The organism is Asticcacaulis sp. (assembly GCF_027484505.1).
In the GTDB taxonomy this organism is placed as follows: domain Bacteria; phylum Pseudomonadota; class Alphaproteobacteria; order Caulobacterales; family Caulobacteraceae; genus Asticcacaulis.
The window spans coordinates 34,006-54,934 of the sequence record NZ_JAIXSV010000144.1 but is presented as its reverse complement, the minus strand read 5'-3'; the positions used below and the strand labels follow the sequence as shown (position 1 = coordinate 54,934).

Here is a 20,929-nt window from a genome sequence, read left to right as displayed (position 1 = left end):
CGCGGGAAGCGCTTACGGGGCTAGAGACCGCCTTGTCTGTCTTTGAGCGGGTGTCGCTGGACCTGATCTATGCCCTGCCGGAGCAAAGCCTAGAAAACTGGGAAGATGAGCTGCGGCGGACCGCGAGTCTTGGAATTGAACATATCTCGCCCTATCAACTGACCATCGAATCCGAGACCGCCTTCGGGCGCGCCGCCCGGCGGGGGCAGTTGCGCATTCCCGACCCCGAACAGGGCGAGGCCTTCTATGATACAACCCAGTCTGTCCTGAGCGAGCTGGGCTATGAGGCCTACGAGGTGTCGAACCATGCGCGCGGCGTGGCCGCACGGTCCCAACACAATATCAACGTCTGGGAAGGCGTGGACTATGTGGGTATCGGACCCGGCTCTCACGGGCGTGTAAGCTTTGACAATTCGCGCCATTCGACGGTCGCTGAGCCTGATCTCAAAGCCTATATCGCGCGTGTCCGCGAAACAGGCCACAGCGTGACCCCTGAACCCTTGTCGCTCGATGAGGCCAGCGAAGAGGCGCTGATGCTGGGTCTGCGTCTGATCGAAGGGGTGCGGCTTGAACGCATTGCCGGGTTACCGCTGAACAAGCGCGATGAGTTGATCGCGGAGGGCTTTTTGGAACTGACGCCGGAGCGTTTGCGCGCCACGCCGAAGGGGCGGGTGGTCCTCGACCGGCTGCTTCTGGAGCTTCTGTCATAATTTTTGCCGTTTTGTTGCTTAAACAAGCGGTGAAAAAGGGGGCTTCCCATGCACAAATGGCGCAGAATTCTGATCGGACTGACCGTTCTGGTGGTCGTTATCGGCGGTCTTGTCTGCTGGGACGTCTATCGGGCGCAGGTCGTGGCTATCGACACCCTGACCTATGCCAGCGCCGGTAAAGTGGCCCGCGTCGAACCCCTGATCGACGGCACGGCCATTACCAACCGTCTGTATAACGAGATCGCGCCTTATGAGGTCATCCCGGTAGAGACGCCCAAGCCCGCCGAACACAAGGAAGGCTTCCTGCAACGCATGTGGGACAAGGGCACGTCGCTGTTTGGCGGCAAACCCAAACCGGCCCCTGAGCCCGAACCGCAAAAGACCATCGACCTGCATCTGTGTGCCCAGACGGCGGGTGAGGCTCAGGGCTTTGTCACCCTGCTCAAATACCTCAAGCCGCAACCGGCCAAACTCAACTGGAAACCCGATCCGCGTATCCGTTACGGCAGCTTTGCCGCCCGTCAGTACCGCATCAGTGGCGACGACTATCTGGTCGTGTCGCGCAATGGCCTCGACTGGAAGGTGACGGGGCTGGAACTGAGTGTGGCGCGGCGCAAGGCACTGGCCCGCACCTGCGCCGGCATTATTTAGGCTTTCCAAACGGCGGCCCATGCGCCAGATAGGGGCATGAGCGATTTCTTTGCCCCACCGCCCCGTCCTGTCGAAGGCGGGCTGTATATTATTGCCACGCCGATCGGCAATCTGCGCGACATCACCCTGCGCGCGCTCGATGTGCTGCGCGCCGCCGATGTGGTGCTGTGCGAGGACACGCGGGTGACCGGCAAGCTGCTCTCGGCTTATGATCTCAAGAAAAAGCTGATCCGCTATGACGACCATTCGGGGCCACAGGTTATTCCGGAAATCCTGACCCGCCTGCACGCCGGTGAAATCGTAGCCCAGGTGTCGGATGCCGGCACGCCTCTGGTCTCCGATCCGGGCTTCCGGCTGGTCAATATGGCGCTCGAAGCCGGGGCAAGGGTGCATCCCATTCCGGGCCCGTCGGCGGTGATGGCGGCCTTGTGTCTGGCCGGCTTGCCGACGGACCGGTTTATGTTTGCGGGGTTTCTGCCCAACAAATCAGCGGCCAGGAAGACCTTTCTGTCTGATTTCAAAACACTTGAATCGACAGTGGTTTTCTTCGAAACCGGCCCGCGTTTGCACGAATCCCTTCGCGATATGCGCGCCGTTCTGGGCGAGCGCCCGGCGGCGGTGTGCCGCGAACTGACCAAACTCTATGAAACCTGTGTGCGTGGCACGCTTGGCGAACTTGTCGAGTGTCGCGAGCTTCAGGAGCCGAAGGGCGAGATTGTGGTGCTGATCGGGCCAGGTCAGACCGAGGCAGCCTCTGCCGACGATCTGGATGCGGCCATCATCGACGCGCTTAAAACCCTGCCGCCGTCCGAGGCCGCGGCTCTGCTGGCGCAGAAGTTCGACCTGCCGCGCAAGGTCATTTACAAACGGGCGCTGGATTTGAAATGAAACAGCCCAATGCCCACAAGGTTGAACGCGGGCAGAAGGCGCACAAACGCGGGCATCTGAGCGAATATATCGCGCTTGTTCATCTCCTGCTCGCCGGGCATCGCATCCTGGGGTTTCGTCTGAAAACGCCGGAAGGTGAAATCGACATTCTGGCCCTGCGCGGCCAGCGGCTGGCGGTCATTGAGGTTAAGCAACGCCGCACCGTTATGGAAGCCCTGACAGCGGTCTCCCCCACTCAAAGATACCGTTTATGGCAGGCAGGTCATCAGCTTCAGGCCCGCCGCCCGCAACTGGCCAAACTCAGCCTGCACGTTGATCTCTATGTCGTGACGCCACGGGGTGTGCGCTATGTGCGCGACGCCTTTGCCGACGGAATCTGACTCCCGTCCCCTTGTGCTGACGCTCAGGCTCTATAAATAGATGGCAAGAAACGAGAGGTACCCCTATGACCCTGCGCGTTGCCGTCCAGATGGACCCCATCGAAACCATCAATATCGCCGGGGACACCACCTTCCTGCTGATGATGGCAGCGCAGGCGCGGGGCCACGAACTGTGGGTCTATGAACCGCAGCACCTGTCGCTGGAAGACGGTGAGATTTTCGCCCGTGCGCGTAAGGTGACGCTGCGGCCGGTCAAGGGCGATCACGTTACGGCTGGGGCGCATCAGAAACTTAATCTCGGCAGCGATGTCGATGTGGTGCTGATGCGTCAGGACCCGCCGTTCGATGTGGCCTATATTACCGCCACCTACCTCCTCGAAATGATCCATCCGAAGACGCTGGTCGTTAATGACCCGCGCAGCGTGCGCGATTGTCCGGAAAAGCTGTTCGCTCAACACTTCCAGGGCCTTCAGCCGCCGACCCTGATCAGCGCCGATCCCGAAGCCCTGCGCGATTTTCAGCAACGCCACGGTGACGTGATCCTGAAACCTCTGCATGGGGCGGCCGGTGGCGGTATCATCAAGCTCAAGGCGGACGACCGGAATCTCGATGCCCTGATCGAACTGCACGCGGCGATTGGTCGTGAGCCTCTGGTGCTGCAAAAATTTATTCCGGCCGTGTCGGCGGGCGACAAGCGCATCATTCTGGTTGATGGCGAAGTGGTCGGAGCCATCAATCGTGTGCCACAAAAGGACGCGGTGCGTTCCAACCTGCGCGTTGGCGGCACGGCGGTGCCCACGACGCTGACGCCGCGTGATCTGGAAATCTGCGCTGCAGTGGGTCCGGCCCTACGTGAACGAGGCCTGATTTTTGTGGGACTTGACGTGATCGGGGATTATCTGACAGAAATCAACGTGACGTCGCCGACGGGCGCGGTGCAACTTAAAGCGTTTGACGGCATAGATGCGGGCGACGCTCTGTGGAACGCGGTGGAACGTAAGCTGTCCACAGCCAAGGCCTAGAATCTAAAGGAAAATATCCGAGATTTCGCAGTTATGGCAGGTCGTATATTACAGTTATATGTAATTATGCCATTTTGTTCGATTTTTGTTCTTGATTTGTCTAAATTCATTCCCTAGGGTGTGGATAAGATTTGCGTAAGCGTGGCGCTTTGGCGTTTCCTTATGCGGCTATCCATCGGAGGGGACTATGCCGGCGCGTGTGACAACCGTGGCGTTTGAGGGGGCGAAGGCGCATCGCGTCGAGGCCGAGGTGCAAATCACCTCAGGCAATCTGGCCTTTGTGGTGGTCGGGCTGGGGGACAAGGCAGTGGCGGAAAGCCGTGACCGGGTACGCGGAGCCTTTGCCGGTATGGGTTTGAGCATTCCCGCCAAGCGCATTGTTGCCAATCTGGCCCCCGCTGATCTGCCGAAGGAAGGCTCGCATTACGATCTCCCTATCGCACTGGCCCTGATGGTGATGATGGGCGTCATCCCGCAGGATGCGCTGGATGGCTATGTCTGTGCCGGTGAGTTGAAGCTGGACGGGCAGATCGGGGCTATGGCCGGGGCCTTGCCCGCGGCGATTGCCGCAGGCTCTTACGGCATGGGGCTCATCTGTCCGGAAGCCAATGGCCGTGAAGCCGCCTGGGCCGGCGATGTGCCCATACTGGCGCCGCGCTCGCTGATCGACCTGATTGCGCATTTCAAGGGTCAGGCGGTGCTCAGCGCGCCGCAACCCGGCGAAGTGATATCAAAAGGGGCGCAGCCGGACCTCAAGGAGGTCAAGGGGCAGGAGGCCGCCAAACGGGCCCTCGAAATCGCCGCCGTCGGGGGACACAATCTGTTGTTTGTCGGCCCGCCCGGATCGGGCAAATCCATGATGGCGCAGCGACTGCCCGGTATATTACCGCCCCTGACCGCCACAGAGTTGTTGGAAACCTCACAAATCTGGTCGATGGCGGGGCTGCTGGAAAAGGGCAATCTGACGCGCGAGCGTCCGTTTCGTTCGCCCCATCATTCCGCTTCGATGGCGGCGCTTACGGGCGGTGGCTTGCGCGCCAAACCGGGCGAGGTGTCCTTGGCGCACAATGGCGTCCTGTTCCTTGATGAATTGCCGGAATATTCCGGCATTATGTAGCAAATACACCAACGTTTGTCACGCTATAAAATACGTTTCCGGTTATGTTCCTCTCATGGAAAGACCGAACACCGTAGCGGGCCTCATGGCCAAGCGAGACGAGCTTTTTAAGCTGCGTAAGGCGCTTGAAAAAGACCTCCACAAAGTCACCTGTGACATTGACCACCTAGACGCGGCAATTGCCCTGTTCGATCCAGAACAGACACCAAGGGCCATACAGCGCTACGTGACGAAGCACAGGGCGAAGAAGGGCAGCGTTCAAAGGTTCGTTCTGGATTATCTGCGTAAAGCGTCTGGGCCTGTTACGTCTAAGGACATAACGACGGCATGGCTTGAAGCGCGAAACCTGCGAACAGACGACGAGACTTACGTCATCATCCGTAAGCGCATTGGGGCATGTCTGACTAAGTACCAAGAGCGCAAAACGGTTGTAAGCGCAGGCCACATAGGCGAATACAAGGCTTGGGTGTTAGCGGTTTAGCGCATTGTGAAGATGTGCATATTGCGCATAATCGTCACTTTCACGTTTGTGGTGACAGTTATGGATTGCAAAATATACCAAACGGACGCATATATGTGAACGGAACAAACAAGAAACTTGACAAAGCGTTAAAGTTCCGTGTTGGCGATTCGGAAAGGAGGTCGTTATGTCAAATCATCGCGCGTTGGCTGTCGCGAACCATTTCCTGCGCTTGTCGCCTTCGATTGGCGGCGATCAAATGAAGCTGCAAAAGCTGGTTTACATCTCTCACGGGTTTAATCTGGCCATCAATCACGAGCCTTTGGTCCGAGATCGAATAGAGGCATGGGACGGCGGTCCTGTATTTCGATCAATATGGGATCATATTCGAGATTTTGGTTTGAAAGACGGGTTGCTAGTAAGTCCCATCACAAAGCAGCCGTATGAGGCAGAGCTTACTCCAAACGAGTGTGAAGTCTTAGAGCATGTTTGGGGGAGATACGGTTCATACAAGGGTGCCGACTTGTCACACATGACTCATAAGTCTGGAACTCCATGGTATCACGCGTACGCCCAAGGCCGTAACACTCCGATTTCAAATGAAGCTATAGAGCGTCATTATGCGCTTTTGGCTCAGGCGGGGCGCGAAGAAGCTGCCCAAGCCTAGCCCAAAGGACATTGATACTGCACCAGATTCGCTGTCATCAAGTAGCGAGTCTGGTGCGTCGCTGACTGTTACGATCAATTGGCAGAACGAATTCATCGATCTTAGCGAGCGTCACGAAAAACTGAAAATTGAATTCGATGAATACAAACGCACAGAAAATGGGGCAGTGATATTAAACCAGCTAATTGTACCTTACTCCCGTAAGATATTCCGTTTTATGGTCGGGTACAGTTTATTTGTTGGATTTCTTGTATTCTCCAATATGTTCTGTCCGGTTGTGAATCCAGTTAGCGATACGGTCCTGAGTTTTTTGGTTGGTAGTACTGCGGTAACAGTAATCGGACTGGTCGGGATGATCGTCAAGGGCATCTTTACCGGCGCTCGCAAATAGATTTTATATCGAGACGATTAATTCGTCCTCTGCCAGTACCCTTTCCACTGGCGCGACACAGGATGCGCAGCCGCAGCGCCCACGATCATCATAAATTGCTCGCCATTGGAAACGCGGCGGAAGTTTTCGCGCCACGCCATTTCGTTTGCATAGGCCGACAGGTACTTACCGGCGATATGATGGTGAGTGCCTGTCTCAGCGCGACGGAGGCGGCTGAAATAGCTTTCGGCTTGGTTGGTGCAAGCGCCGTCCAGTGAATAGGCTTCACTATGATTGATGCGCTTCGTCATGAAACGAGCGGACAGGTTATCCCAATGGCTGGCCTCGTCGGCATGAACGGTCGCGCCCTGATCCACATTGGCAGCGACCAGAGCAACGCCTTGTGCCTCTGACTTGGTAACGAACGGCATGGCGCGACCGTCACGCTCGCGCATGATGACGACGACTTGACGCTTGCCGGATTGGTTGGCGGTCTTGCGACGGTCGCGGCGGTTTTCCTTCTCATTGGCGGGCTTCACGTAGCCACCAAAGTACGCGCCGTCCACTTCAACCTCACCGTCCAGCTTAGAACGATCAGAGGCCGCGCCCATAGCCTCGCGCAGCTTGTGAGCCATGACAAAGGCCGTCTTGTACTGAACGTCCAGATCACGGCTCAGTTGAAGCGCAGAGTAGCCCTTAGCGCCATTGGTGAAGATGGCGATTGCGGCGAGCAGGTCACGCAGCGACAGCTTTCGACTGGCAAAGATCGTCCCGGACGTGACGGAGAATTGAGCCTCGCAGCCCTTGCACTTCCACAGCTTGCGGGCTTTGTAGGTGTAGACCTCAGCGCAGCCGCACTTATGGCAATAAGGTTCCCCGCCGTTGTCGCTCCAACGGATAGCCTTGAACGCTTCAAATGCTTGATCGTCCGACATGCGCATTACCTTCACCAGCGAGAGGGTGCGAGCGGCGGAAGAAAGGAGGAAATGTTGAGCCATTGTCACTATATCAGATACGTATGTATCGTATATAGTGCGTTGACGTATCTCTGACAAGGGCATATGTATCGCAAACGATACTTTTTTAATCAGGAGCGTTACAAATGGCCGAAAAAACGGATTGGGAGATGATGGCAGCGAACCTGTTGAAGGCCGAACTGAAGCGCAAGGGCGTCACTTACGCTCAGCTTGTGGACAAGCTCGCTGCAATCGGAGTTGACGAGAAAGAGGTAAACGTGCGGAATAAGCTCTCTAGGGGCAAATTCACAGCGGCGTATCTTCTGCAATGTCTAAGCGCGATTGAGACTAGCAGTTTACATATAGGCTTGAATTAAGAGAAATTCTTTTGCCACCATTTTTCCTTCTGCATCCTCTTCGGAGGTTAGAAGGATGTCGCCTTTGATTTCATCGTGGCCGAATATTTTTTCCGGTTTCAACGTTTTTTCCAAATGCATAGGAATACGTTCGTCAAATAGATCTGGGCAATGACCGGCCCATCCGCTTTTCTTTCTGTCTTTGTCCATGGCGTGAAGAATGATCCGAACACCTTGGTGAAATTGGGAGCTTGTTTCCGCGTCGTCATTATCTTCTATTTCATACGGCAACCCAGATGCGGCTTGCGCATCCCGTGTCGCGTCTTGTCCAACAAGAACCTGACCTCTGGCGTCACGAATGCTTGCGAATGTCTGGTTTCTAGTTGGAGCAAACATTTTTTGGGATGAATTTACCAACACGCGCTCGCTTCTTCCCTTAAACAGCACTTCAAGGGCCACAATTAATCGTTTAGATGTAACTCCAATAATTTTAGCAGCTTGGCTTGTTAAGCTTTCTTTGGTTTCTTCAATGTTCGCCTTTGACTTTCCAGGAAATAGCGTATCCAACGCTTTTGAAATTCCATAAATTGCGACAAGCATAACAAGAACGGTTACGAGCGTATCGTACCGATCTGGAATTTTTGTGTTAGTTAGAGCTTCAATTAGTTCCGGCACCTCCTTCTCAAGCTCCTTTTGATATGTTAGATACAAACCAACAGCAAATGCTTCTTTCAAAGGGCTCTGCTGGCTGAGATAAACTACGGAGACTTTTTTTGTTTCTATTTGAAGTCCCGGCACAAGTTCGGAAATAAGATCGGATGTAGCTCGCAACAAGCGAGCATGTGCCTCTATTGACTTCACCAAATCTTCTACCGACACGGGGTCTACAATTTCGTATTCCACTCCGTGGTTCAACGTGATTTCCATGCGATACCACTCCCCTGCCACTGTTCGGGCAATTGATCACGATACGCTCGGGTTGTGGAGTCATAATTTACCTCGAACATTCCGAGGCATTACGGGGATCACACCGCTTGGTGTGTTTCCTACATAATGCCGGAATATTCGCCACAAGCACTCGATAGCCTGCGGCAACCGCTGGAAACCGGCGAAGTCGTGGTGGCGCGCGCCAATCACCACATCCGTTACCCGGCGCGGGTGCAATTGGTCGCCGCCATGAACCCCTGCCGCTGCGGCTATGGTGGAGTGGGTAAGGGGGCTTGTGGCAAAGCCCCAAAATGTCAGCGCGACTATCAGGGGCGCGTGTCCGGGCCAATGATGGACCGTATCGACCTGCAAATCGACGTACCGCCAGTGACGGCCGCAGACATGGCCCTGCCACCACCCGCTGAAGGTTCGGCGGAGGTCGCCGCCCGTGTACAGGCCGCGCGTCATATCCAGACCGAACGGGCGCGCCGCCTGGGCTTGCCGCCGGAAGCCGCTGTCAATGCCACGGCGTCGGGTTCGGCGCTGGAGGCCATTGCACCCTTGGATGAGGCGGCGCGCACCCTGTTGGTACAGGCGGCGCAGCGGGCCAACCTGTCGGCGCGGGCGTGGACGCGCTGTGTGCGACTGGCGCGTACCATTGCCGACATCGAAAGCGCTCTGAGCGGCGAGGAAACACCCATATTGCGCCGGCATGTGGCCGAAGCGCTGATCTATCGACGGGCGGCATCCGAACCGCAGCCGACCGCCGTTTTGTCGGGAAAAATACCGACCGCTTGAGCCGACGTTAAGGATTTGCCGTTAGGCTGCGAAGGACTTCAAAACGAAGTACGGAGACACGCGAACCCCATGTCCAGACGCCAGATGTCCCTCGCGCCGGATCAGACAGACAGCCGTCTGATGACCGAAGCCGAAGCCCGCGAGGCGGCGCAGAAGCTCAAGGCGCGCGAGGATTTCTTCAAGCTGATGAGCCATGAAATCCGCACACCGCTCAATGGCGTGCTGGGGATGCTGTCGCTGCTCAACCGCACGTCGCTGACCGCTGAACAGCAGTCCTATCTTCAGACCGCGCGGGAGTCCGGAGAGCACCTGCTGACTCTGGTCAATGATCTGCTCGACTATGCGCGTATCGAAGCCGGGCATATCCATCTGGAAAGCCATCTGGTCGAACTCGAACCCCTGCTCCAAAGCGTGGCTGAGCTTCTCTCGCCGCGCGCCTATGCGGGGGGTATTGAAATCGCCTGGAGCCTCGATCCTCGGCTTGAGGCCATTGAAATTGACGAAGGGCGGTTGCGTCAGATTCTGTTCAATCTGGCGGGTAATGCGCTCAAATTCACCCAGTCCGGCGGCGTTCTGATGGATGTGACGCTGACGGAGGCCGGGGCGGTGCGTTTCGGCGTTCGGGATACAGGGGCCGGTATTCCTGAAGAGGCGAGGGCGCGTATTTTCGAGGCCTTCGGGCAGGTCGATCCGTCGCACGCCGGGGCGCAGTACGGCGGGGCGGGATTGGGGCTGGTCGTCGTCAAAAAACTGATCGAGGCCATGAACGCGGAACTCGACCTCCAGTCCGAACCGGGCAAGGGGTCGGAATTTACCGCAACCTTCCCGGTGGCCTGCACCTTGCGTGCCACGCCTGAACAGCGCTCGACCCCGGATGTCATATGCGTCACGACCAATCCGGTGCTGGCTGAGGCGGCTCAATCGCATCTCGACAGTTGCGGCATCCGCGTGCGTCAGGCCAGCCAGCTTAAGGGCATTGGCCGTCGTTCACGCGCTGTGGTGCTGGCGGACCGCCGCGGTCTGCCTGAACCGGTGCCTGCGCCCAACAACCGCAGTCTGATTCTGCTGGCCCCAGAAGAACGCGATGAAATTCCGGCGTGGCGCGATAAGGGCTGGGCCGGCTACCTGATTAAGCCCTTGCGTCGCAGTTCGTTGAAGGAGCGCATAGAGACGCTTTCGCTCAAACCGCTTCCCAATGAAGAACCGGCAGCCGCAACCGAGGACGATCGTATCGTGCCGGTGGTTGCCCCTGGCGTGCAGGTGCTTCTGGTTGAAGACAATCCGGTCAATGCGCTGCTGGCGCAGATCCTGCTGCAACGCGAAGGCTGTCGGGTGGAGCGTGCCGCCAGTGGTGAAGAGGCGCTGCGTCTGATTGAGACGCAAAACCTCTATGATATTGTGTTCATGGACCTTGGTCTGCCGGGTCTGGACGGTATCGGCACCACGAAGGCCTTGCGCGCCAAAGGCGTGAGGGTGCCGATCATCGCTCTCACCGCTAATGCTTACGAAGAAGACCGGCGTGCCTGTCTGGCGGCGGGTATGGACGACTTCCTGACCAAGCCCATTGAGCTGCCGGCGCTGCGCCATCGCCTGAGCCAATGGTGCGGGCGCGCCAACGCGGCCTGACAGGTCTTTTTTGCGCGCTTGCCAAATCAATGGCTTCCCCCGATGATCAGCGGTTAGATCATTACCGAGGATACGCATGACCACGACGCCACCCGCCCAGCCTGAGACCAAGACTTTGTGGCAGGCCGTGAAGCCCTTCTTCACGCGCAAGACGCTGGCCATGATCTTTCTGGGTTTTTCGGCAGGCCTGACCCTAAGTCTGATTTTTGATACCCTGTCGATATGGCTGCGCGACGAGGGTCTGTCGCTTGAGGTCATCGCCTTCTTTTCGCTGGCGACCTTTGCCTACAGCCTGAAATTCATGTGGGCCCCGCTGGTCGATCGGGTGCGCATCCCCGGCCTCACAGCGCTTTTGGGCCACAGGCGAAGCTGGATGCTGATCATGCAGGTGGCGATCCTGCTGGGCCTGTGGACCATATCGGGGCTTAATCCGCAGGATCATTTGATGCTGATGGCCCTGATCGCCGTCTTGCTGGGTTTTTTGGGGGCAACGCAGGATATTGTCATCGACGCGTGGCGGATTGAAAGCGCGGGCTCTGGTGGGCAGGCGGTATTGACAACGGCCTATACGTGGGGGGCACGGGTTTCGACCTTTGTGGCCGGTATCCTGCCGCTGATTATTGCCGAACATTATGGCTGGCGACCGGCCTATGCCCTGATGGCGGCCATGATGCTGATTGGTATTACGGGAACCCTTCTGGCGCGCGAAGGCGAACACATTATCCGGCCTATCCACTACGGGGATTTGCCACCGCATCCGGTCACCGAGGCGCTCGAATGGGGTGGGCGCGTGCTGCTCATGCTGCTGGCGGCCTCGCTGATGGGGTCGGGGCTGACCGGCAATATCAGCCTGTTCCAGTTCATTTTTCCGTCTGCTGAAGCTTTTGAAGCCGCCAAAGCCGTGTGGACCAGCCGTGAAACCGGTATTTTTCTGCAGTTCCCGGCGGTGCTGATCGGGTTGAGCCTGCTGTTTGTGGCTTGTCTGCCCTTGCCGCGCACGCCGACGCGTCCGGGGGCCTATCTGCGTCAGACCTTTGTTGAACCGATGGCCGATTTTCTGGTGCGCTACGAAAACCTCGCTTGGCTGATCCTAGCGGGTATCTGCGTCTATCGTCTGTCGGACTTTTTGCTCAATATCAACGGTGCCTTTTACCGTGATCTGGGTTTTGACCTCTCGGTGATAGGCGAAGTGCGCAAGATTTTCGGCGTCATCATGACCATTATCGGGGTAACGGCCGGCGGGCTTTCCATGACCCGACTGGGCATGAAAAAGAGCCTGATGATCGGGGCCTTTGCCTGCGCGGCATCCAACTTCGCCTATGCCTGGCTGGCGACGCAGGGCAACAGCATTCCGGCCTTTTCCATCGCTCTGGCCATCGACAATATTTCGGGCGGTTATGCCGGGGTGGTGCTGGTCGCCTATATGTCGTCTCTGATTTCTGAGCGCTTTGCCGCTCCGCAGTACGCCCTTCTGTCGTCGCTTTACGCGCTTCCGGGCAAGCTGCTGGCGTCACAGTCGGGGCGTATCGTCGAGGGCGCAGCGCGTGGCGCCGATCAGGGGAATGTCGCAACACCCTTCATGGGCTATCTGCATAACCTGCCCGCCATCAGCTTTGCCAAGCCTGCGGAGGCTCTGGGCGTCAGCCGCGAAGCGTTGGGGGCGGGCTATATGCTGTTTTTCACCTATACGGCGCTGGTGGGACTGGTTGCTGTTGTGCTGGCTATCTGGCTGATCCGGGTGGGGGCCGTAAAAGAACAGGGCGAAGCCTGACGGCTCCGCCCTGATGCGTCTCAGCGAGAGCCCTAGCTCAGCTGTTGATATTGGCCCGGATGTCATAGGCCGCGAAGGTGGCCATGGTCAGGATCTTGGTCACCGAATCCGACAGCTGACAGATCTGCACCGGCTTCGACAGGCCCAGCAGCAGCGGCCCGACGACGGTCGCCCCGCCCAAGGCCTGTACCAGCTTGGTCGAAATCGATGCCGAGTGGATGGCCGGCATGACCAGAATATTGGCCGGGGCGGTCAGGCGCTGGAACGGGTAGTTGGCCCACAGAGCCGGATCGAGCGCCACGTCGGGCGGCATTTCGCCTTCGAATTCGAAGTCAACGCCGCGTTGCTCCAGAAGCTCAACCGCCTTGGCCACGCGGTCGGACCGCTCACCCGCCGGGTTGCCAAAGGTCGAATAGGACATGAAGGCGACGCGCGGCGTGTGGCCCATACCGCGCACGGCCATGGCCGCTTCGACCGCGATTTCGACCAGTTCTTCAGGGTCAGGCAGTTCGGCCACGGTGGTGTCGGCGATAAACACCGTTTTGCCGCGCGCCAGCACGATGGACATACCCATCACGCGCCCGCCGGGGGCCGGATCGACGACGCGCAGAACCTCTTCAAAGGCCTGATCGAAGGAGCGGGTGACGCCGGTGACCATGCCGTCGGCGTGGCCGGACAGCACCATAGCGGCGGCGAACGAGTTGCGGTCCTGATTGATCAGGCGGTCCACGTCGCGCTTCAGGAAGCCTTTGCGTTGCAGGCGGCTATAGAGCAGTTGCGAATAGGCCGCATTGCGGTGGCTCAGGCGGGCATTAACGATTTCGATATCCTCTTCCGCCGGGTCGAGACCCGCCGCACGCATATTGGCGGTGACGAGGTTTTCGCGGCCGCAAAGGATGGGCGTGCCCAGACCCTGCGCCTTGAAGGCGTGGGCGGCGCGGATGACCGAGATGTCTTCGCCTTCGGCAAAGACGATGCGCTTGGAGGGGCGCGACCGCACCGTGGCGGTGATATTTTGCAGGAAGCCCGCTGACGGATCGAGGCGCTTTTCCAGCGTCTTGCGATAGGAATCCATGTCCTCGATCGGCTTGCGCGCCACGCCGGTGTCCATGGCGGCCTGTGCCACGAAGGGCGGGATATACCAGATCAGACGCGGATCGAACGGCGTCGGGATGATGTAGTCCTTGCCAAACTTCAGGTGACGGCCCTGATAGGCGGCGGCCACTTCGTCCGGCACGTCTTCGCGGGCCAGTTGCGCCAGCGCCATGGCCGCGGCCAGCTTCATCTCGTGATTGACGCGGCGGGCGCGCACGTCCAGCGCGCCGCGGAAGATGTAGGGGAAGCCCAGAACGTTATTGACCTGATTGGGATAGTCCGAACGGCCCGTAGCGACGATGGCGTCGTCGCGCACCTTTGCCACGTCTTCCGGCGTGATTTCCGGGTCGGGATTGGCCATGGCGAAGATGATCGGCTGCGGCGCCATGGTGGCGACCATTTCGGGCGTGATGACGCCCTTGGCCGACAGACCGAGCACCACATCGGCCCCGACCATCGCCTCAGCAAGCGTGCGCTTGTCCGTATCGGTGGCGTGGACCGACTTCCACTGATCCATCTCGACCGTGCGGCCCTTATAGACCACGCCGTGAATATCGACGACCGTGGTGTTTTCCGGTTTCACGCCCATGGCCTTGATCAGGCCGATGGAGGACAGACCCGCCGCGCCCGCGCCGCACAGCACGACCTTGGTGTCCTCGATCCGGCGGCCGGTGATTTCCAGCGCATTGATCAGGCCGGCGGCGGCAATGATGGCTGTGCCGTGCTGATCATCGTGGAAGACGGGAATGTCAGCGAGGTCCTGAAGCGCCGACTCGATGATGAAGCATTCCGGAGACTTGATGTCTTCGAGATTGATGCCGCCGAAAGACGCCGTGATGTTCTTGACCACGGTGATGAATTCATCGGGGTCCTGCGTCGCCACTTCGATGTCGAACGAGTCGATATCGGCAAAGCGTTTGAACAGGACGGCCTTACCTTCCATCACCGGCTTCGAGGCCAGCGCGCCCAGATTGCCAAGACCCAGAATGGCGGTGCCGTTGGAAATCACCGCGACCGTATTGCCCTTTGACGTATAGTCATAGGCGGCGTCCGGATTTTCGGCGATCTTGCGCACCGGTACAGCAACACCCGGCGAATAGGCCAGCGCCAGATCACGCTGCGTCGCCATAGGCTTGGTCGGCTGAAGTCCGATCTTCCCGGGGGTGGGATATTGGTGGAAATTCAGGGCTTCTTCGTCGCTGACCTTGGTCTTGTCGATGGGCATTCCGGCGTTCCGTCTCGCGGTTTATTTGTCTGACAATTATGGGTTTACTTAGGGTGTTAGTATGGCAGTATAGGCTTGGGATAAACACCCTATTCCCCCCGAAACCGTCAAAAAAGGTTTTACTTCATTTCAATATCTGAAACGGAGGGCGGAATTCCGCACATAAGCCGCGCTGGCGGATGAGGACGGCTGTGGAAATCCGCGCAATGCTACATTTCGCGCTGGTGAGCCTTGTTAACACTGATTAACCTGTCCCTATGAACGCGACCCCCTCTTCCGAAAAAGACCTTAAAGCGCAACTCGACGGTGCGACGCCGGTTATGGCCCAGTATCTGGAGGTCAAGGCCGCCAATCCGGGTTCGCTCCTGTTCTTCCGAATGGGCGATTTTTACGAGCTGTTCTTTGAGGATGCCGAGCAGGCGGCGGGGGCCCTGTCTCTGGCGCTCACCAAGCGCGGTAAGCATCAGGGCGAAGACATCCCCATGGCCGGCGTGCCCGCCCACGCTGCCGAAGCCTATATCGCCAAGCTGATCCGCCTGGGGTTCCGCGTGGCCATCTGCGACCAACTCGAAGACCCGTCCGAAGCCAAAAAGCGCGGCTACAAGGCGGTGGTGAAACGCGGCATTACGCGCATCGTCACGCCGGGCACCCTGACCGAAGACAGCCTGCTGGAAGAGCGCGGTGCCAACCGTCTGGTGGCCCTGTCACAGCGGGCGGGCGTGATGGCGCTGGCCTCGCTGGAACTGTCCACGGGCGAGGTGGAATGTCTGGAACTGACGCCGGAGACGCTGGGCACGCACCTGTCGGCGCTGCGCCCCTCCGAAAGCCTTGTATCCGATCGTATCCTTCAGGATGAAAACCTCTACGCCCTGCTGAAATATTGTGGTGGCGCGATTCAGCCGCAACCGGCGTCTCTGTCCGATCCGGCAGCGGGGGAGGCGCGGCTGAAGCGGCTCTATGGCGTCGAAACGCTGGATGGGTTCGGGGCGTTCAGCCCGTCCGAACTGTCGGCACTAGGGATGCTGGCGGCCTATATCGACCTGACGCAGGCGGGTAAGGCGCCGGTACTCAAGGCCCCCAGAAAGGTCGCTTCTGTGGCCTATCTGGCCATCGATCCGTCCACCCGCCTAAGTCTGGAGATCGAGCGCACGCAAAAGGGCAGCCGCGAAGGCTCGCTGATGTCGGCCATCGACCGCACGATCACGTCCGGCGGTTCGCGTTTGCTGGCGGCGCGTTTGTCACGCCCGCTGAACAATCCGGTCGAGATCAATCGCCGGCTGGACGCCGTGCAATGGTTCCTCGCTCAGCGGTCGCTGCGTCAGGAGGTGCGCGGCCGTTTGCGCGGCATGAGCGATATGGCGCGCGCCCTGTCGCGGCTGGGTCTGGGGCGGGGCGGGCCGCGTGACCTGAAGGTCATCCGCGACTGCCTCGATCTGGCCAGAGATATGGTTGGCCTGTTGCAGCCGAATGATCCGGAAACCCGGCTTGACCCCGACTGGCCCGCGGAAATCCATGCCCATGTGGAGGCCCTGACGGCTTCGGAAAACGTGCTGGACCTGTTGTTCAAACTCGACATGGCGCTGGTCGAGGAGCCCCCCCTTACGACGCGCGATGGCGGTTTTATCAAGCCCGGCTACAACAGCCACCTTCAGGACGCTATCAGTCTGCGCAACGACTCGCGCCAGATCATTCTGCGCATGGAGTCCGACCTTCAGCAGGAAACCGGCCTGCCACTGAAGATCAAATACAATGCGGTTTTGGGCTATTTCATCGAACTGACGGCCAAACAGGCCGAGGCCTTAAGCGACGCTCATCGTCAGCGTTTTATCCATCGTCAGACGCTGGCCAACCAGATGCGTTTTTCGACGCCGGACCTGATCGATCTTGATGCGCGTATCGCTCGCGCCGGGTCCGATGCGCTCAATCTCGAACTGGCCATTTTTGAAGACCTGCGCGAGGAAGTCCGCCGCAACGCCCATCCGTTGCAGGATATGTTCGACGCCTTCTGCGCGCTGGATGTCGCGGCTGCGGCCTCCGAATGGGCCGAAGACCTTGAGGCCACCCGTCCCGTGGTAGACGACAGCCTCGTCTTCGATGCCAAAGGCGCCCGCCATCCGGTCGTGGTGGCGGCCTTGCGCGCCGAAGGCAAGCCGTTCACGCCCAACGACTGCTGTCTGGATGCGTCGGGTCAGAGCGGTCCGCGGCTCGACCTCGTGACCGGGCCGAACATGGCCGGTAAATCGACCTTCCTGCGCCAGAACGCCCTGCTGGTGATCATGGCGCAGGCCGGTCTGTTTGTTCCGGCGGCATCGTTCCGGCTGGGTGTGGTGGATCGCCTCTTTTCGCGCGTCGGCGCCGGTGATGATCTGGCGCAGGGCCGTTCCACCTTCATGATGGAGATGGTTGAAACCGCTGCCATCCTGACTCAGGCGACGCAGCGTTCCTTTGTCATTCTGGACGAGATCGGGCGCGGTACGGCGACCTTCGACGGTCTGGCCATCGCCTGGGCCTGCGCCGAGAACCTGCATGAGGTGGTCAAAGCGCGCGCCCTGTTTGCCACCCACTATCATGAACTGGCTCAGCTTGAATCCTTACTCGCCCATACCCACAATATCTCCATGACGGCGCGCGAATGGAACGGCGAGTTGATCTTCCTGCACGAAGCCAAACGCGGCGCAGCCGATCGCTCCTACGGCGTGCAGGTGGCGCGTCTGGCCGGAATGCCGCCGGTGGTGGTGGCCCGCGCCAAAGACATACTGGAGCGACTGGAGACCGATAAGGCGCATCAGCTCAAACTGGACGATCTGCCCCTGTTTGCCACGGTTCAGGCGCAGGTTGCGGTTGCTGCGGTGCAAAAGTCCGCCGAAACCGAGCTGGAAAAGGCGATCAAAGGCATCAATCCGGACGACCTCAGCCCCCGTGAGGCCCTGGAAGTTATCTATCGTTTAAGGGGTCTGGTGTAACGTAGGTAAAGATAAATGCCGCCCGCAGGTGAACCCGCCCCCATGCTGACCAAGACCAGTCCCGCCCTGCTGAGCCACAGTATTGACGGCGCGTTGCTGCGTCGCAAACTGACCGAGGCCTATGAGGACTCGACCGGTGACGTGGCCGACTTGCGGCGCAAGGCGGTGGCCATTCTCAAGCGCGAATGGGATATGGCGCGCGAAAGCCTGCTCTCACACGTTGAGGACCACCGCGGCGGACTATCGACGGCGCGTGAACTGTCGAAGCTGGCTGACGAGATCATCACCGCCCTGTGGGACTTTACCCTGACCCACGTCTATCGCGCGCGTAATCCGACCGAGGGTGAGCGTCTGGCGCTGGTCGCGGTAGGCGGCTATGGGCGCGGCGAACTGGCTCCTTATTCCGATCTCGACCTCTTGTTTTTGCGGGCGTGGAAGGAAACGCCGCACTCCGAAAGCGTGATCGAATTCATCCTCTATTCGTTGTGGGATCTGGGCCTCAAGGTCGGGCACGCCTCGCGCACGGTCGATGAAAGCCTCAAAATGGCGCGTGAAGATCACACCGTCATGACCGCGCTTCTCGAATACCGCCCTCTGGCTGGCGATAGCGGGCTGGTGCAGTATCTGAAAGAAAAGCTGGCGCTCGATGTCATGCGTCACGGCGCGTCTGATTTCGTCACGGCCAAGCTGGAGGAGCGCGATTTCCGTCACGCCAAGGCCGGGACGACGCGTTATGTCGTGGAACCGAACCTCAAAGAGGGCAAAGGCGGCTTACGCGACCTGCATACCCTGTTCTGGATCGCCAAATACCTCGCCGGGGCCACCCCCGCGCCGGTGCTGCGCGAAAGCCAGAAACCGCAGGCGGCGGGTGGCTGGGGCGTGCTTGATCCGCTTCTCACCGAAAAAGAGCGCATGGCCTTTGTTCAGGCCTTCGACTTCCTGTGGAAGGTACGCATCCTGATCCACATGACGGCGGGCCGCGCCGAAGAACGCCTGAGCTTCGATCTTCAGCCGGAAATCGCCCGCCGCATGGGCTATGTCGAAGCCGATGGCGAACCGGCGGTCGAACGTTTCATGCGCCGCTATTTTCTGGTGGCCAAGGAGGTGGGGGCGCTGACCCGCATCTTCTGCACCAAGCTGGAGGCGCAGCAGACCAAGCCGCTGCAACGCCTGACGCACTTTTTCCAGTCGGGGCTTTTGTCACTTAGCAAGCCGGAACATCCGGGCCTGATCATCGACTCGGGCCGTCTGAGCGTGCAGAGCCCGGACGTGTTCAAAAAGGCCCCCATCGCCATGTTCAAGCTGTTTCGCATGGCGGACCGGCTGGAGATGGACCTGCACCCGGACGCCTTCACGGCGGTGGCGCGTAACCTGAAGCTGGTCAATGCGGCGCTGCGCCGTGACAAGGCCGTGGCCGAGGTCTTTCTGGATATACTGGTGCGCGGCAAAAACCCCTATCGTACCCTGTCTCTGATGACCGAGACGGGACTTCTGGGGCGCTATATCCCTGAGTTCGGGCACATCGTGGCCCAAACCCAGTTCAATATGTACCACACCTATACGGTCGATGAGCACACGCTGCGCGCCATCGGCATCATCCGCGACATCGAACTGGGGCAGCATAAGGAAGATCACCCGCTGGCCACCTCGCTGATCCCCAATCTGGCCAATAAGGACACCCTCTATCTCGCCATGTTGCTGCACGATGTGGGCAAGGGCGGCGAACTGGGGCAGGAGATTGAGGGCGAAATCGCTGCCCGGCGCGCCTGTGCGCGGCTGGGCCTCGAAAAGTGGCAGATAGATCAGGTGGCGTGGCTGGTGCGCCATCATCTTGTCCTGTCCGACTATGCGCAAAAGCGCGATGTGTCCGACCCCGAAACCGTGGCCTCCTTTGCGCGCATCGTCGAAACGCCCGAGCGTCTGCGTCAGCTTCTGGTTCTCACGGTCGCCGACATCCGCGCCGTCGGGCCGGGTGTGTGGAACGGCTGGAAAGGGCAGTTGATGCGTGAGCTACAGGCCGCCACCGAAGCCGCCTTCCGCGGTGGGCGTGGCAGCGAAGGCGACGCCGTGACCCAGGTGCGCGAAGAGATTCAGGCGCGCGCCGCTGCCCTGCGCGAGTCTTTGAGCGCCGGGGATGCGCAGATGCGCGGCTGGCTCGATACAATGGAAGAGTCGTATCTGTTTGCCTTTTCCGCCGACGAAATCCGCCAGCACGCCCGTCAGGTGTGGAGCGCCGCCGAAGGCAAGGCCTCGGCTCAGGCCTATATCGACCATACGCGCAATGCCGCCCGCTTCTGCATTACGGGGCCGGACCGTCCGGGTCTGTTTGCCGATCTGGCGCGTTGTTTCACCAATATGGGCGCTAACGTCGTGGGCGCGCAGGTCTTCACCTCCACCACAGCGCAGGCGCTCGACGTCTTCTATGTGCAGGACACGCAGGGCAAGCCCTTTGGTCATGACGATCCGGGTCGTCTGCGTCAGATGGAACAGGCGCTGGAAAAGGCCGTCGGGGGTGAAGTGGCCGCGCCCCTGATCCATAAGGCTATCAATGCCCACCGCACGGCGGCTTTTGCCATTGCACCGACCGTGGTGTTTGATGACGAGTCCAACCCGCAAATGACCATTATCGAGGTGTCGGGCCGCGACCGTCCGGGGCTTCTGGCCGATGTGGCCAGCGTGCTGGCGCGCGCGCATCTCGATACCGCTTCGGCGCATATCGACTGCTACGGCGAACGCGCGGTCGATGCCTTCTATGTGGTCGATCATTTTACGCGCAAGCAACTCACCAAATCGCAGCGCGACAAGGTCCACCGTGCCCTGACCGATGTGCTGGACCCGCCCTCGGCCCCGACCCGCTCCGCCCCGACGCGGGCACGGGCGTCGATGGCGCGGTAACGGGCCCGTCATTACAAGACTTAACCTCTTATTGAGAAGCTTCCGTAACAAT

General features: G+C 59.3%; 15 protein-coding genes and 3 pseudogenes. 15 read left to right on the top strand and 3 right to left on the bottom strand.

Annotated elements, in window-relative coordinates; genetic code table 11:
- The 9 genes and pseudogenes from Q0072_RS09500 to Q0072_RS09460 all read left to right on the top strand — a co-directional run.
- Positions 1-710 (top strand): annotated as a pseudogene (locus tag Q0072_RS09500) (coproporphyrinogen III oxidase); the annotation flags it as partial.
- Between the two features lie 48 nt (positions 711-758).
- A complete protein-coding gene (locus Q0072_RS09495; protein ID WP_298328966.1) occupies positions 759-1,361 on the top strand; it encodes a hypothetical protein in 603 nt (200 codons plus the stop codon).
- A 36-nt stretch (positions 1,362-1,397) separates the two neighbouring features.
- Complete coding sequence (gene rsmI / locus Q0072_RS09490; protein WP_298328963.1) at positions 1,398-2,249, top strand: 16S rRNA (cytidine(1402)-2'-O)-methyltransferase; 852 nt, start codon at positions 1,398-1,400, stop codon at positions 2,247-2,249.
- On the top strand, positions 2,246-2,629 hold the full coding sequence (locus Q0072_RS09485) for a YraN family protein (RefSeq protein WP_298328960.1): 384 nt from the start codon (positions 2,246-2,248) through the stop codon (positions 2,627-2,629). Before rsmI ends, Q0072_RS09485 begins: the two co-directional genes overlap by 4 nt.
- A gap of 65 nt (positions 2,630-2,694) precedes the next feature.
- Positions 2,695-3,651 carry a glutathione synthase gene (gene gshB, locus Q0072_RS09480; protein ID WP_298328957.1) on the top strand — a complete coding sequence of 319 codons (957 nt, stop codon included), beginning with the start codon at positions 2,695-2,697 and terminating at the stop codon, positions 3,649-3,651.
- Positions 3,652-3,838: 187 nt separating this feature from the next.
- Positions 3,839-4,753 (top strand): annotated as a pseudogene (locus tag Q0072_RS09475) (ATP-binding protein); the annotation flags it as partial.
- A 70-nt stretch (positions 4,754-4,823) separates the two neighbouring features.
- Positions 4,824-5,249, top strand: a complete 426-nt coding sequence (locus Q0072_RS09470) for a hypothetical protein (RefSeq protein ID WP_298328954.1) — start codon at positions 4,824-4,826, stop codon at positions 5,247-5,249.
- Positions 5,250-5,415: 166 nt separating this feature from the next.
- Positions 5,416-5,895, top strand: a complete 480-nt coding sequence (locus Q0072_RS09465; RefSeq protein WP_298328951.1) for a Panacea domain-containing protein — start codon at positions 5,416-5,418, stop codon at positions 5,893-5,895.
- Positions 5,849-6,286 (top strand): hypothetical protein, encoded by a 438-nt coding sequence (locus Q0072_RS09460; RefSeq protein ID WP_298328948.1) that lies wholly within the window; start codon positions 5,849-5,851, stop codon positions 6,284-6,286. The genes Q0072_RS09465 and Q0072_RS09460 overlap by 47 nt, the downstream gene beginning before the upstream one ends.
- 17 nt (positions 6,287-6,303) lie before the next feature.
- Here the strand turns inward: Q0072_RS09460 and Q0072_RS09455 are convergent, their stop codons facing one another.
- Positions 6,304-7,263 carry an IS1595 family transposase gene (locus Q0072_RS09455; protein WP_298328945.1) on the bottom strand — a complete coding sequence of 320 codons (960 nt, stop codon included), beginning with the start codon at positions 7,261-7,263 and terminating at the stop codon, positions 6,304-6,306.
- A gap of 104 nt (positions 7,264-7,367) precedes the next feature.
- Between Q0072_RS09455 and Q0072_RS09450 the strand changes: the two genes are divergently transcribed.
- Positions 7,368-7,598, top strand: coding sequence for a DUF6471 domain-containing protein (locus Q0072_RS09450; RefSeq protein WP_298328942.1), 231 nt, complete (start codon positions 7,368-7,370; stop codon positions 7,596-7,598).
- Here the strand turns inward: Q0072_RS09450 and Q0072_RS09445 are convergent.
- Positions 7,578-8,504 carry a hypothetical protein gene (locus Q0072_RS09445; RefSeq protein WP_298328941.1) on the bottom strand — a complete coding sequence of 309 codons (927 nt, stop codon included), beginning with the start codon at positions 8,502-8,504 and terminating at the stop codon, positions 7,578-7,580. The genes Q0072_RS09450 and Q0072_RS09445 overlap by 21 nt on opposite strands.
- 126 nt (positions 8,505-8,630) lie before the next feature.
- Here Q0072_RS09445 and Q0072_RS09440 point away from each other — a divergent pair.
- The 3 genes and pseudogenes from Q0072_RS09440 to Q0072_RS09430 all read left to right on the top strand — a co-directional run.
- Positions 8,631-9,302 (top strand): annotated as a pseudogene (locus Q0072_RS09440) (ATP-binding protein); the annotation flags it as partial.
- Between the two features lie 69 nt (positions 9,303-9,371).
- Positions 9,372-10,928, top strand: coding sequence for a response regulator (locus Q0072_RS09435; RefSeq protein WP_298328938.1), 1,557 nt, complete (start codon positions 9,372-9,374; stop codon positions 10,926-10,928).
- A gap of 76 nt (positions 10,929-11,004) precedes the next feature.
- The gene (locus Q0072_RS09430) at positions 11,005-12,699 is read left to right on the top strand and encodes an MFS transporter (RefSeq protein WP_298328936.1); all 1,695 of its coding nucleotides are present in this window, start codon (positions 11,005-11,007) and stop codon (positions 12,697-12,699) included.
- 37 nt (positions 12,700-12,736) lie between these two features.
- Here Q0072_RS09430 and Q0072_RS09425 read toward each other — a convergent pair whose 3' ends face one another.
- The gene (locus Q0072_RS09425; protein WP_298328933.1) at positions 12,737-15,019 is read right to left on the bottom strand and encodes an NADP-dependent malic enzyme; all 2,283 of its coding nucleotides are present in this window, start codon (positions 15,017-15,019) and stop codon (positions 12,737-12,739) included.
- Between the two features lie 257 nt (positions 15,020-15,276).
- On the opposite strand from Q0072_RS09425, the gene mutS reads away from it, so the two are divergent.
- Both mutS and Q0072_RS09415 read left to right on the top strand, forming a co-directional pair.
- Positions 15,277-17,982, top strand: a complete 2,706-nt coding sequence (gene mutS / locus Q0072_RS09420) for a DNA mismatch repair protein MutS (protein WP_298328930.1) — start codon at positions 15,277-15,279, stop codon at positions 17,980-17,982.
- Between the two features lie 15 nt (positions 17,983-17,997).
- Positions 17,998-20,877, top strand: coding sequence for a [protein-PII] uridylyltransferase (locus Q0072_RS09415; RefSeq protein WP_298328927.1), 2,880 nt, complete (start codon positions 17,998-18,000; stop codon positions 20,875-20,877).
- Positions 20,878-20,929 lie beyond the last annotated feature (52 nt).

Bases quoted from the DNA above. Each gene is read 5' to 3' on its own strand.
- Q0072_RS09425 (WP_298328933.1), bottom strand. From the start codon at position 15,019: ATGCCCATCGACAAGACCAAGGTCAGCGACGAAGAAGCCCTGAATTTC.
- Q0072_RS09470 (WP_298328954.1), top strand. From the start codon at position 4,824: ATGGAAAGACCGAACACCGTAGCGGGCCTCATGGCCAAGCGAGACGAG.
- Q0072_RS09415 (WP_298328927.1), top strand. From the start codon at position 17,998: ATGCCGCCCGCAGGTGAACCCGCCCCCATGCTGACCAAGACCAGTCCC.
- gshB (WP_298328957.1), top strand. From the start codon at position 2,695: ATGACCCTGCGCGTTGCCGTCCAGATGGACCCCATCGAAACCATCAAT.
- Q0072_RS09460 (WP_298328948.1), top strand. From the start codon at position 5,849: ATGCGCTTTTGGCTCAGGCGGGGCGCGAAGAAGCTGCCCAAGCCTAGC.
- rsmI (WP_298328963.1), top strand. From the start codon at position 1,398: ATGAGCGATTTCTTTGCCCCACCGCCCCGTCCTGTCGAAGGCGGGCTG.
- Q0072_RS09430 (WP_298328936.1), top strand. From the start codon at position 11,005: ATGACCACGACGCCACCCGCCCAGCCTGAGACCAAGACTTTGTGGCAG.
- Q0072_RS09455 (WP_298328945.1), bottom strand. From the start codon at position 7,263: ATGGCTCAACATTTCCTCCTTTCTTCCGCCGCTCGCACCCTCTCGCTG.
- Q0072_RS09495 (WP_298328966.1), top strand. From the start codon at position 759: ATGCACAAATGGCGCAGAATTCTGATCGGACTGACCGTTCTGGTGGTC.
- Q0072_RS09435 (WP_298328938.1), top strand. From the start codon at position 9,372: ATGTCCAGACGCCAGATGTCCCTCGCGCCGGATCAGACAGACAGCCGT.
- Q0072_RS09465 (WP_298328951.1), top strand. From the start codon at position 5,416: ATGTCAAATCATCGCGCGTTGGCTGTCGCGAACCATTTCCTGCGCTTG.
- Q0072_RS09445 (WP_298328941.1), bottom strand. From the start codon at position 8,504: ATGGAAATCACGTTGAACCACGGAGTGGAATACGAAATTGTAGACCCC.
- Q0072_RS09485 (WP_298328960.1), top strand. From the start codon at position 2,246: ATGAAACAGCCCAATGCCCACAAGGTTGAACGCGGGCAGAAGGCGCAC.
- mutS (WP_298328930.1), top strand. From the start codon at position 15,277: ATGAACGCGACCCCCTCTTCCGAAAAAGACCTTAAAGCGCAACTCGAC.
- Q0072_RS09450 (WP_298328942.1), top strand. From the start codon at position 7,368: ATGGCCGAAAAAACGGATTGGGAGATGATGGCAGCGAACCTGTTGAAG.